Origin of the sequence: Microbacterium sp. 4R-513, from assembly GCF_011046485.1 — a bacterium.
In the GTDB taxonomy this organism is placed as follows: domain Bacteria; phylum Actinomycetota; class Actinomycetes; order Actinomycetales; family Microbacteriaceae; genus Microbacterium.
In genome coordinates this window covers 1,944,537-1,956,148 of sequence record NZ_CP049256.1, presented here as the reverse complement: position 1 = coordinate 1,956,148, position 11,612 = coordinate 1,944,537, and the positions used below count along the sequence as shown (strand labels likewise).

Genomic DNA, 11,612 nt, shown 5'->3' with positions numbered 1-11,612 from the left:
ATCGGGTGCACCCGCTCAGAGGGCGGCGGCGAAGGCTTCGTCGTAAATTGCGAGCGCCTGGGCCACCTCGTCGTGGGTGACGACGCACGGCGGGACCACGTGGATGCGGTTCTCGGCGACGAACGGCAGCAGGTCGCGCGACACGAGCTCGCTCTTGATGCGGCCGATGGTCGCGGCATCCACCGGCTCACGGGTCTCGCGATCGGTCACGAACTCGATCGCCCAGAAGACGCCCTCGCCTCGTACCTCGCCGATCGCGGGATGCCGCTCGGCGAGCTCGCGGAGCCCAGGGCCGATCGCCTCCGCGCCGATCCGGCGAGCGTTGTCGACGATGCCCTCGGACTCCATCGCGTCGAGCGCCCCGACGATCGAGGCGGCGCCCAGGAGATGGCCGCTGTAGGTGAGTCCCCCGGGGAAGACGCGCTCGTCGAACGTCGCCGCGATGGGGTCGGAGATCACGACCCCGCCGATCGGCACGTAGCCCGAGTTGACGCCCTTCGCGAAGGTGATGAGGTCGGGCACGACGTCGTATCCCTGGAAGGCGAACCACCGGCCGGTGCGTCCGAAGCCGCACATGACCTCGTCGAGGATGAGGAGGATGTCGTACTTGTCGGCGATGGCACGGACCCCGGCGAGGTAGCCGGGCGGCGGCACCAGGATGCCCGCCGTGCCCGGCACGGACTCGAGCAGGATCGCCGCGATCGTCGCCGGCCCTTCGGACTGGATCACGCGCTCCAGGTGGCGCAGGGCCCGCGCGCTCTCCTCCTCGGGCGTCGTCGCCCAGAACTCGGAGCGGTACAGGTAGGGCCCGAAGAAGTGCACGTGTCCGCGGGCGAACTCGTTCGGCATCCGTCGCCAGTCGCCGGTCGCGACGATGGCGGCTCCCGTGTTGCCGTGGTACGAGCGGTAGGTCGAGAGCACCTTGTCGCGGCCCGTGTGCAGCCGCGCCATCCGGATGGCGTTCTCGACGGCGTCGGCGCCGCCGTTGGTGAAGAAGACCTTGGAGAACCCCTCGGGCGCCCGGTCGGCGATGCGCTTGGCCGCCTCGCCGCGCACGAGGCTCGCCGCGGCCGGGCCGACGGTCGCGAGGACGTCGGCCTGGTCGTGGATCGCCCGGATGACCGCGGGATGCTGGTGTCCGATGTTGACGTTGACGAGCTGGCTCGAGAAGTCCAGGTAGCGCCTGCCGGCGTGATCCCACACGACGCTGCCCGAGCCGCCGGCGATGACGGTAGGGGTCAGCCCGGCCTGCGCCGACCAGGAGTGGAAGACGTGATCGCGGTCGAGCCGCGTCGCGAGGTCGTCGAGGTCGGTCGTCGCTTCGCTCATGGTCATGTCTGCCATTCTGGCCCCCGTCGGGGGGTGCTGGGCAGCGGCTCAGGACTTCGCGGTCACGTGTGCCGAGAGCGCCGGGATGACCCGCTCGCCGTAGACGCGCAGGGTCTCCTCCTTGTTGTCGTGCTGCAGGTAGCCCGCGAACTGCGTCATGCCGAGCGCTCGCAGCTGCTCGAGCTTCGCGATGTGCTCCTCCGCCGTCCCCAGGATGCAGAAGCGGTCGACGATCGCGTCGGGCACGAAGTCGACATGATCGTTCTCGGCCCGGCCGTGGGTGTTGTAGTCGTAGCCCGTGCGCCCCGCGATGTACTCGGTGAGGGCGTCCGGCACGGCGCCGTGCGCACCGTACTTCGCCACGATGTCGGCGACGTGGTTGCCCACCATCCCCCCGAACCACCGGCACTGGTCGCGCATGTGCGCCCAGTCGGTGCCGATGTACATCGGCGCGGCGACGCAGAACTCCAGTGCGTCGGGGTCGCGGCCGACGTTCGCCGCGGCATCCCGGACCGTCTTGATCATCCATGCCGCGATGTCGACGTCCGCGAGCTGCAGGATGAAGCCGTCGCCGACCTCGCCCGCGAGCTTGAGGGCGAGCGGACCGTAGGCGGCGACCCAGACCTCGAGTGACGAGCCGCGGCTCCACGGGAACTGCAGCGTCGCGCCGTGGTAGTCGACGGCGCGCGAGTTGGCGAGCTCGCGGATGACGTGGATCGCCTGGCGCAGTTCGCCGAGCGATGCCGGCTGGCCGTTGGTGACGCGCACCGCGGAGTCGCCGCGGCCGATGCCGCACACGGTCCGGTTGCCGTACATCTCGTTGAGCGTCGCGAACACGGATGCCGTGACCGTCCAGTCCCGCGTCGACGGGTTCGTGACGAACGGCCCCACGGTGATGCGGTTGGTCTCGGCGAGGATCGCCGAGTGGATGACGTACGGCTCCTCCCACAGCAGATGCGAGTCGAACGTCCACACGTGGCTGAAGCCGTGCGCCTCGGCGAGCTTGGCGAGCTGCACTGTGCGCGAGGCGGGCGGGTTGGTCTGGAGGACGACGCCGAAGTCCATGGTCAACTCCTCCCCGGGATCGTGTCCCGATCCTGTCCTTTGATGTCCCGAAGTCGGTCGCTTCCAACCCCTGGAAGCGACCGATTTCGGGACATGGTGGCGATGCCGCGCGTCACAGGAGGTACTGCGACAGGCCGCGCTTGAGGTAGCGCCCGTCGCCCTTCGATCCGAGATACTCGCCGCCGTCGACGATGACCTTGCCGCGCGAGAGCACTGTGTCGACGTGCCCGTCGATCTCGTAGCCCTCCCACGCGGAGTAGTCCATGTTCATGTGGTGGGTCTTGTTCAGCCCGATCGACGTGTGGCCGTTCGGGTCGTAGACGACGATGTCGCCGTCGGCTCCGGGCTGGATGACGCCCTTCCGCCCGTACAGGCCGAACATGCGGGCCGGCGTCGTGCTGGTCAGCTCGACCCAGCGCTCGAGGGTGATCTTCCCCGTGACGACGCCCTGGTACATGAGGTCCATGCGGTGCTCGATCGAGCCGATGCCGTTGGGGATCGCGCGGAAGTCGTCCTTGCCGAGCTCCTTCTGGCCCTTCATGCAGAACGGACAGTGGTCGGTGGAGACCATCTGGATGTCGTTGGTCCGGAGCGCCTGCCACATGTGGTGCTGGTGGCCCTCGGCCCGGGACCGCAGCGGGGTGGAGCACACCCATTTCGCGCCTTCGAACTGCCCCCACTCCTCGCTGAAGCCGCCGAGCTGCTCCTCGAGCGACAGGTAGAGGTACTGCGGGCACGTCTCGCCGAAGACGTTCCAGCCCTGGTCGCGCGCCCACGCGAGCTGCTCGACCGCCTGCTTGGCCGACACGTGGACGACGTAGAGAGGAGCGCCGGTGAGGTTCGCCAGCATGATGGCGCGGTGCGTCGCCTCCTCCTCCATCTGCCACGCGCGCGCGATGCCGTGGTAGTACGGCGCCTTCTTGCCGGCCTCGGCCAGCTGCGCCGCGAGCACGTCGATCGCGGGACCGTTCTCGGCGTGCATCATCGTCAGGAGGCCGGTCTCCTGCGACACCTGCATGGCCCTCAGCACCTGCGCGTCGTCGGAGTAGAAGACGCCCGGATAGGCCATGAAGAGCTTGAAGCTCGTGACGCCTTCGTCGGCGAGCCCACGCATCGCCGCGAGCGAGTCGTCGTCGACCCCGCCGACGATCTGGTGGAAGCCGTAGTCGATGGCGCAGTTGCCGGCCGCCTTCTCGTGCCATGCGGCCAAGCCGTCCTGCACCCGCTCGCCGTAGCGCTGCACGGCGAAGTCGATGATCGACGTCGTGCCGCCCCACGCGGCGGCGCGCGTGCCGGTCTCGAAGGTGTCGGACGCGTTCGTGCCGCCGAACGGCAGCTCCATATGCGTGTGGGCGTCGATGCCGCCGGGGATCACGTACTTGCCGGTCGCGTCGATGACGGCGTCGACGGATGCCGCGACATCCGTCCCGAGAAGCTGGGAGCCGGGAGCCAGCACGGCGGCGATCGTCTCGCCGTCGATGAGCACGTCCGCTTCGGCACGTCCCGTCGCCGAGACCACGGTGCCGCCGGTGATGAGTGTCGTCGTCATGTCAGCTCACTCTCACGGCGCCACGATGTCGTTGTACGTGTCGGGACGGCGGTCGCGGTAGAACTGCCAGTCGTCGCGCATCTGCTGCACCATGTCGAGGTCGAGGTCGCGCACGAGCACCTCCTCGTGCTCGGTGGATCCGCGGTCGCCGACGAAGTTGCCCCGCGGGTCGATCACCTGGCTCGTGCCGTAGAAGTCGACCGCGTCGTCGCCGTACTCGTTGTCCTCGCGGCCCACGCGGTTCGGCTGCAGCACGAAGTACCCGTTCGCGACCGCGGCCGCGGGTCCCTCGACCTCCCAGAGACGGTTCGAAAGACCGGGCTTGGTGGCGTTGGGGTTGAAGACGAGGTGCGCGCCGTTGAGCCCGAGCTCGCGCCATCCTTCGGGGAAGTGCCGGTCGTAGCAGATGTACATGCCGACGCGGCCGACGGCGGTGTCGAACACGGGATAGCCGAGGTTGCCGGGGCGGAAGTAGAACTTCTCCCAGAACTTCTCGAGGTTGGGGAGGTGGTTCTTGCGGTACTTGCCGAGGATCGTGCCATCGGCATCCACCAGCACCGACGTGTTGTAGTAGACGCCGGTCTGGTCCTCCTCGTAGATCGGCAGCACCGAGACCACGCCGAGCTCCTTGGCGAGGTCCGCGAACCGCTGCACGATCGGCCCGTCGGCCGCCTCGGCGAAGCGGTAGTACTTCTTGTCCTGCGTGATGCCGAAGTACGGGCCGTAGAACAGCTCCTGGAAGCACACGACCTGCGCCCCCTGGGCCGCGGCATCCCGCGCGAACTGCTCGTGCTTGTCGAGCATGGACGCTTTGTCACCCGTCCAGGTGGTCTGTGTGATCGCCGCTCGAACGACAGCCATGTGGGCCTCCCCTGTGGTCGGCCTCGGTCGGCCGTGTCCCCATGCTTGGGTCAGCGGGCCGCGTGCGCAAGAGGCATTCGGGGAGCGGTCGCCCGAACCGGGTCAGCCGAGCGTCAGGGCGGCGGCGAGCGCGTCGGCGGCGAGCGCACGCGTGAGCGCGACATCCGACATCCACAGGGGCGTGACGACGGGACGGATGCCGAGGCCCTCGATGCGCGGAGCCTCGGCCGCGTCCTCCTCCCCGAGGAGCCACGCGTCGAGGAGCCCGCCCCCGTCGCGGGCGCCGTACAGCTGCGCCACGCCCGCGGCGGAGCATTCGGCTCCGACCACCCGCAGGCACACGTCGGCCATCCCCCGCACCGGCGATCCGCCGATGATCGGCGAGACGCCGACGACGGGTGCGGTCCCGCCTCTGATGGCGTCAGCGATGCCCGGGACGCCGACGATGGGCCCGATGGAGACCACGGGATTCGAAGGTGCGAGCACGACGACGTCGGCCTCGGCGAGGGCCTCGAGCACCCCGGGTGCCGGCCGGGCGGATTCGATCCCGGGGTTGGCGAATGCGCGGGGCTCGCGCTGCGCGCGGTGGCGGGTCCACCACTCCTGGAAGTGGATCGTGCCCTCATCGAGCATCACGAGGGTGTCCACCTCGGACTCGGTCATCGGCAGGAGCCGGGCGCCCAGCTCCCACCGCTCCTGGAGCCGGTGCACGACCCCGCCGACCCCTGCGCCCTCACGGAGCCACGAGCTGCGGGCGATGTGCGTTCCGAGGTCGAGGTCGCCGAGCGCGAACCAGTCCCACCCGAGGTTCCATTCGCGAAGCTCCTGAGACACCCGATCCGAGTCGCCGGCCCGGCCCCAGCCGCGCACGGGATCCTTCACGCCCGCGAGTCCGTAGAGCATCGAGTCGACGTCGGGCTGGATGCGCAGGCCGTGAACCCAGAGGTCGTCGGCGGTGTTGCAGACGACCGTCAGACTTCCGCCTCCGGCCACGACGACGTCGCGGAGTCCGACGGCGAACGTCGATCCGCCCGCGCCGCCGGCGAGGAGGACGACCCGCAGACCGTGGAGAGGGACGCCGTCGTTTCGAAGGTCGCGCATGGCGGACGAGCCTACCGAAGCCGTTGGTAGCGTGGCCGCATGCCCGAAGCGCCGAACCTGACGATCTTCCCGCTGCGCGGCATCCCCGAGATCCAGGCCGGCGACGACCTCGTCGCGATCATCGCCGCGGCTGCGGCCGCCGATCCTCTGCGCGACGGCGACATCCTCGTCGTGACCTCGAAGATCGTGTCGAAGGCCGAGGGCCGCTCCGTCGTCGCAGACGACCGCGCGGACGCGATCGAGGCCGAGACCGCCCGCGTCGTCGCGACGTCGGCCGATGGCCGGGTCCGCATCGTCGAGAGCCGACTGGGGATCATCGCCGCGGCGGCCGGGGTCGATGCGAGCAACACCGCTCCGGGCACGATCCTGCTCCTGCCGGTGGATCCGGATGCCTCGGCTCGCGCCCTCGCCGCCGGTCTGCGCGCGGCGACCGGCGCTCGCGTCGGCGTCATCCTGTCCGACACGCTCGGCCGCGCCTGGCGCGACGGACAGACCGACAGTGCGATCGGCGCGGGCGGAGTGCGGGTGTTCGAGGACTACCGGGGCGACGTCGACTCCGCGGGGCGTCCGCTCGTCGTGACCCTCCCCTGCGTCGCCGACGAGCTGGCGGCGGCCGCCGACCTCGTGAAGCGCAAGACGACGGGGCTGCCCGTCGCGGTCGTGCGCGGACGCGCCGATCTCGTGGGCGAGCTCGATCTCCCGGGAGCCCGCAGCATCGTGCGCGAGCGCGACCGCGACCTGTTCCACACCGGCGCCCGCGAGTCGTGGCAGGAGGGCTACGCCGCCGGCCTCGCCGCACGGTCGTCGCCCTGACACCGAGCACGCGGGCCGGGGTGTCGTCAGGCGCCGAAGCCCCTCCAATCGCCGCCAGACCGGCGGGTGCGACGGGATGTCGGGGCGGAGGGCAATCTACAGCGCAGTTCCAGCGCGCTTGGCATAGTGCTTCCGCAGCCGACGCAGCCCCTCGTCGATCGTGACCGTCGGCGTCCAGTCGAGCGCCCGGCGGGTCTCGCGCTGGTCGAACCAGTGAGCAGTCGAGAGCTGCTCGGCGAGAAACCGGGTCATGGGCGGCTCGTCGAGGCCAGGGCGGATCGCCCAGACCCGCTCGACGACCGACCCTGCGGCGCGCGCGACGCCCGAGGGCACGCTCCACCGAGGAGGACGCACGCCGGCGGCGACGCAGATGCCCGCGAGCAGCTCGCCGACGGGCCGCGGTTCGCCGTTCGTGATCACGAAGGCTCTGCCACGCGCCTGCGGAGCACGATCGAGCGCCGCGACGATCCCGCTCGCGGCGTTGTCGATGTACGTCGAGTCGACGAGCGCGCGTCCTCCGTCGAGGAGAGGCAGACGGCCCCGGCGTGCGCGGTCGACGATCCGCTCGACGAGCTGCGTGTCGCCGGGGCCCCAGACGAGGTGCGGACGAACGGCCACGACAGGCATCTCGTCGCTGTCGCGGTCGAGCGCGAGGAGCTCGCCCTCGGCTTTCGTGCGCGCGTACTCGCCGTGGGCATCGTCGGGCGAGGCAGGCTCCGCTCCGACCCCCGCCAGAGCCGCGCCGGCATGCGCGACGGACGGCGACGAGACCTGGACGAATCGGGATGCCCCGGCACGCCGCGCCTCGTCGAGCAGGATGCGCGTTCCGTCGACGTTGATGGCGCGGAACTCGGCCCGGTCGCCCGCGAGGGACACCTTGGCGGCGAGGTGGACGACGCCCTCGGCGCCGTCGAGGGCGCGGGCCACGGCATCCCGGTCCGCGACCGAGCCGAGGATGTCGACAGCCCCCGCCACTCCGCTCGGCCGCCGCTGCATCGTGCGGACCGCGTGCCCTCGGCGCACGAGCTCGGCAGCGACGGCGCGGCCGAGGTGCCCCGATGCCCCCGTCACGGTGACGATCACGGCCGGCCCACCGCGCCCCCGGCGAGCGTGCGCTCGGCCCACCGTGCGAGCCTCGTACGATCGATCTTCGAGTTGTGACGGATGTCCGTCGGCAGGCGCGGCACGGCGAGCACGGCGACGAGCGGCAGGTCGCTGGACGCCCGCACGGCCGAGGCTGTCTCGGCAGCGGCCAGAGCGGGGCGGGAGGTCTCGGGAAGCGTCTCGACGATGGCGACGGCCTGCTGCGTACCGCGCGGACCGACGCCGACGACGGCGGCGCGGCGCACCTCGGGGACCGCCTCCACCTGCTGCTCGGGCCCCACGGGCGCGATCGGGCCGTCCGCCGCGACGATGACGTGCGGCAGGCGCCCTTCGATCCACAGACGTCCGTCGGCATCGAGGTGCCCGATGTCTCCGGTGCGGTGCCAGCGGCCTTCGGCGGGCGTGTCGCGCACAGCCGCTCGATCGGTGAGCCAGAGCCGGTCGTAGGACGTCTTGAGATGCGGCGCGGAGATCACGACCTCGCCGAGCACCCCCGTCGTCGCGCCGGGATCTCCGCTCGGCCGGCCGTCCGCGTCCAACGGGTCGATGAGCACGTGGTTGGCCGCGATCGGCGTTCCGACGCAGACGCCGCGGTCCGCGGCATCCGTCACCGCCCGGATGCCGGCCAGGGTCACGTCGGTGACCAGGAGGCACTCGGTCATGCCGTATGGCGTGTGCGGGACAGCCTGCGGCATGAGCGCCGCCGCCGCCGCGAGGAGCGGCTCGCCCACCGGCGCCCCCGTGGAGAGGAACGTCTCCACCCGCTCCAGGGCGCGGCGATCCTCGACCGTGAGGCCGTCGGCCGTCGCCACGACGTTCATGATCGCGGCCGGCGAGAGGAAGACGATGCGGGCGTCAGAGGCGCGGACGGCGGCCGCGACCGCCGACGCGGTGAGGGTGCGCGGTGCCGAGACATCCATCTCGGGCGTCACGGAGCGAGTGCCGAGCGCCGGCCCCAGGAGAGCGAAGGGGGCGAAGCCCGTGACGAGACCCGTGTCGCTCGTGACCTCGAAGTGCGCTGCGAGGACGTCCCGGAGCGCGGACAGCTGCCGGTGCGTGTACGCCACGCCCTTCGCGGGTCCGGTCGACCCCGAGGTGAAGAGGATCGCGGCGGGATCGTCGGGGCCGGGCTCCGGGGGAAGCGGCGCTGCCGCGCCGAGCGCGGCGATCGCGGCGAGGTCGTGACGCACTCCCAACGCCGCGGCCGACACCTTGGGGAACCGGCCGACCGAGATGCGCATGCCGGGCCAGCCGAGCGCACGTGCGGCGGCGATGCCGGGGAGCCCGCCGATCACGACATCGGGCCACGCTCCGCGGATCGCGCGGGTCAGCCCCTGCGCCCCGAGTCCCGCATCGGCCACCACGACGACCGCGCCGATCCGCAGGCAGGCGTAGACCACCGCGGTGAGGGTCGGACCGGGGGGCACGAGCACCGAGACGCGCTGCCCTTTCCGCACACCGATGCGCGCGAGGCCCGCAGCGAGCCGGCGGACTCGGTCGTCGAGCAGACGCCAGCTGACGTGACGCTCACCGCCGCCCCGTGTCGCCATGTCGATGACGGCGACCTCGTCGTCGCCACGTCGGGCGTCGAGGGCGGACCAGAGCGGCGCGAAGGCGTCCCGGGCGACCGGCTGTCCTGCCGGCGCGGGGTCTCCGGGTCGGTACGCAGTGTCGCCGTCGCCGGCTCCCGGCTCCGCGGCCCTGACATCCCCGAACCCACGCCCCTCCTCACCCAGCCAGTCGAGGATCGCGTCGGCATACGGCCGGTCCTCGGCGACGAGGTGCCCCGCCCCCTCGAACCGATGGACGTCGGCGTGCGGGAGCCGGTCGACGAGGTCGTCCAGGTAGCGGTCGGTGAAGATGGGGTCGCCCGGGCCCCACAGCAGCAGCGCCGGTACACGGAGGGCCGCGACGCCGGTCGCGATGCGCTCCAGTTCGCGGAAGCTCGGATGCGCGGCATCCACCGGGATGTCTTCGACGAACCCGCCGATGGCGCGCCGCCGCGCGGGGGTGAGGTACGGCGCGCGAAAGGCGTCCTTGACCTCCGGCGACAGGGCCGGACGAGCGAGCGCGAGCGTGGTCTCGAGGAACGCGGGGGTCGTCACCGTCGACGCGCCGAGGACTCCCGGCGTGCGGGCGACGCGGAGCGCGGCCGGGATCGGCACGTCTGCCGGGTGGTGGACCGCGGTGTTCAAGGCCATGACTCCGGCCAGGAGGTCGGGATGATCGACCGCCCAGCCGAGCGAGACCACACCGCCCCAGTCGTGACCGAGGGAGACCACGGGCCCCTCGAGACCGAGAGCGTCGGTGAAGTCGCCGAGGTCGGCCACGCGGCGCGCCAGGCGGCGGGGCTCGTCCAGGCGGGCCGAGAAGCCCATGCCGAGCTGATCCACCGCGATGACGCGCCAGGCGGCCCCCCCTGCCTCGGCGGCGCGCAGCGAGGCGGCGGCGAGCTCCCGCCACAGGTACGACCAGGTGGGGTTGCCGTGCACGGCGAGGATCGTGCCGACGGGAGCGGCCCGGAGGCGTCGGAGCTCGGCATCCGTGTCCAGGAAGTGCCACTCGTGAACCGCGCCCGAACCTCGCTCGGGCACCAGCCGGGTGCTGCTCCATCGGAGGTCGAGGCCGGGCAGCCCTGCGAGCGCCGCGGCGTCATTCACCAGGCGAGCTCCAGCATTGCCGTGTTGAGGCCGGAGCCGACGCCCATCAGCAGGACCCGGTCGCCCTTGTGCAGGGTCGCCTGCTCCTCGACGAGGGTGATGGGCACGGATGCCGGACCGATGTTCCCGAAGCGGGGGAAGGTGGTGGGGACCCGCGAGCGGTCGAGGTGGATGGCCTTCACGATGGCGTCGGTGTGGATCGACGACACCTGGTGCGTGATGTAGCGGTTCATGGACTTCCAGTCCCACTCCCCTGCGGCCTCTTTCCAGGCCGACACCACGAGATCGAGGCCGCCCTTGAGGAGCGCCTTCGCATCGGTGAACATGCCGTCGACGCTGCCGACGCAGAGCTGGTGGAACACGGTTGCGGCGCGCGTCACGCCGCCCAGGATCCGGTGGCCCTCCGGGTGCTCGTCGGCACGTCCGAGGACCGCCGCGGCAGAACCCGATCCGAGTGTGAGCGATGCGAACTCGCTCATGAAGGCATCGCGGTCGCCGTCTCCGCGGAGCAGCCGGTCGATCGTGTTGACCTGGATCTCGTCGGCGTCCTCACCCGCGACGACCATGGCGTAGCGGATCTGGCCGGACTCGATCATGGTCGCGGCGAGCGACATGCCGTTGATGAAGCCCAGGCAGGCGTTCGCGACGTCGAAGTTGACGGCCGAGCTGGGCAGATCCAGGCCGTGATGCAGGCCCACGGCCACCGACGGCTCGAGGTGCGCCCTCGTGACCGACGTGTTGATCAGCAGTCCGATCTCGGACGCGTCGACGCCGGCTTCGGCCAGAGCGCGCTGCCCCGCGGCGATGGTGGCGGCATCCACCGATTCGCCCTCGGCCCAGTTGCGCCGCTCGAGGACGCCTGCGACGCGTCGGAGGAGGCCGCTGCGCAGTCTGAGGCGCGACAGCGAGGGCGCGAGGCGCCGCTCGATCTCGTCCGACGTCGTGACGCGACTGGGAAGAACGCTCGCGACGGAGAGGAGCGCGACGTTCTGGAATCGGGCTATGGCGTTACCGGGCACTGAACCTCCGCGGAGGTCGATGAGATCCTCCTGAATAGTTCTTACCCCACGCCGCCTGTGCAAACGCAGGGCTTGCGCTCGCATTACGCACCTGTTCCCTCCGCCGCGCGG

The 11,612-nt window shown here is 71.2% G+C and carries 9 protein-coding genes; 1 reads left to right on the top strand and 8 read right to left on the bottom strand.

The annotated features are described in order from the left end of the window. Positions 1-15 precede the first annotated feature (15 nt). From G5T42_RS08495 to cofD, 5 genes are all read right to left on the bottom strand, one after another. The gene (locus tag G5T42_RS08495) at positions 16-1,329 is read right to left on the bottom strand and encodes an aspartate aminotransferase family protein (RefSeq protein ID WP_165130156.1); all 1,314 of its coding nucleotides are present in this window, start codon (positions 1,327-1,329) and stop codon (positions 16-18) included. A gap of 48 nt (positions 1,330-1,377) precedes the next feature. Next, positions 1,378-2,394, bottom strand: a complete 1,017-nt coding sequence (locus G5T42_RS08490; protein WP_165127659.1) for a TIGR03842 family LLM class F420-dependent oxidoreductase — start codon at positions 2,392-2,394, stop codon at positions 1,378-1,380. Between the two features lie 112 nt (positions 2,395-2,506). Next, positions 2,507-3,943 carry a dihydropyrimidinase gene (hydA, locus tag G5T42_RS08485; protein WP_165127657.1) on the bottom strand — a complete coding sequence of 479 codons (1,437 nt, stop codon included), beginning with the start codon at positions 3,941-3,943 and terminating at the stop codon, positions 2,507-2,509. Between the two features lie 12 nt (positions 3,944-3,955). Further along, positions 3,956-4,804, bottom strand: a complete 849-nt coding sequence (locus G5T42_RS08480; RefSeq protein ID WP_165127655.1) for a nitrilase-related carbon-nitrogen hydrolase — start codon at positions 4,802-4,804, stop codon at positions 3,956-3,958. Between the two features lie 102 nt (positions 4,805-4,906). After that, positions 4,907-5,905 (bottom strand): 2-phospho-L-lactate transferase, encoded by a 999-nt coding sequence (gene cofD, locus G5T42_RS08475; protein WP_165127653.1) that lies wholly within the window; start codon positions 5,903-5,905, stop codon positions 4,907-4,909. 39 nt (positions 5,906-5,944) lie between these two features. On the opposite strand from cofD, the gene G5T42_RS08470 reads away from it, so the two are divergent. Further along, complete coding sequence (locus G5T42_RS08470) at positions 5,945-6,718, top strand: coenzyme F420-0:L-glutamate ligase (RefSeq protein ID WP_165127651.1); 774 nt, start codon at positions 5,945-5,947, stop codon at positions 6,716-6,718. A 96-nt stretch (positions 6,719-6,814) separates the two neighbouring features. Here G5T42_RS08470 and G5T42_RS08465 read toward each other — a convergent pair whose 3' ends face one another. From G5T42_RS08465 to G5T42_RS08455, 3 genes are read right to left on the bottom strand one after another with little or no spacing between them, the layout of a single operon-like run. Next, positions 6,815-7,801: an NAD-dependent epimerase/dehydratase family protein gene (locus tag G5T42_RS08465; protein WP_165127649.1), complete on the bottom strand. Its 987-nt coding sequence runs from the start codon at positions 7,799-7,801 to the stop codon at positions 6,815-6,817. Next, on the bottom strand, positions 7,798-10,482 hold the full coding sequence (locus G5T42_RS08460; RefSeq protein ID WP_165127647.1) for an alpha/beta fold hydrolase: 2,685 nt from the start codon (positions 10,480-10,482) through the stop codon (positions 7,798-7,800). Before G5T42_RS08460 ends, G5T42_RS08465 begins: the two co-directional genes overlap by 4 nt. Beyond that, entirely contained in the window at positions 10,479-11,501 is a 1,023-nt protein-coding gene (locus tag G5T42_RS08455) for a 3-oxoacyl-ACP synthase III (RefSeq protein WP_241246022.1), read from the bottom strand. Before G5T42_RS08455 ends, G5T42_RS08460 begins: the two co-directional genes overlap by 4 nt. Between the last annotated feature and the right edge of the window lie 111 nt (positions 11,502-11,612).

What these genes read in the sequence shown, in the direction of transcription:
- G5T42_RS08495 (WP_165130156.1), bottom strand. Translation starts at nt 1,329, where the DNA reads ATGAGCGAAGCGACGACCGACCTCGACGACCTCGCGACGCGGCTCGAC.
- G5T42_RS08490 (WP_165127659.1), bottom strand. Translation starts at nt 2,394, where the DNA reads ATGGACTTCGGCGTCGTCCTCCAGACCAACCCGCCCGCCTCGCGCACA.
- hydA (WP_165127657.1), bottom strand. Translation starts at nt 3,943, where the DNA reads ATGACGACGACACTCATCACCGGCGGCACCGTGGTCTCGGCGACGGGA.
- G5T42_RS08480 (WP_165127655.1), bottom strand. Translation starts at nt 4,804, where the DNA reads ATGGCTGTCGTTCGAGCGGCGATCACACAGACCACCTGGACGGGTGAC.
- cofD (WP_165127653.1), bottom strand. Translation starts at nt 5,905, where the DNA reads ATGCGCGACCTTCGAAACGACGGCGTCCCTCTCCACGGTCTGCGGGTC.
- G5T42_RS08470 (WP_165127651.1), top strand. Translation starts at nt 5,945, where the DNA reads ATGCCCGAAGCGCCGAACCTGACGATCTTCCCGCTGCGCGGCATCCCC.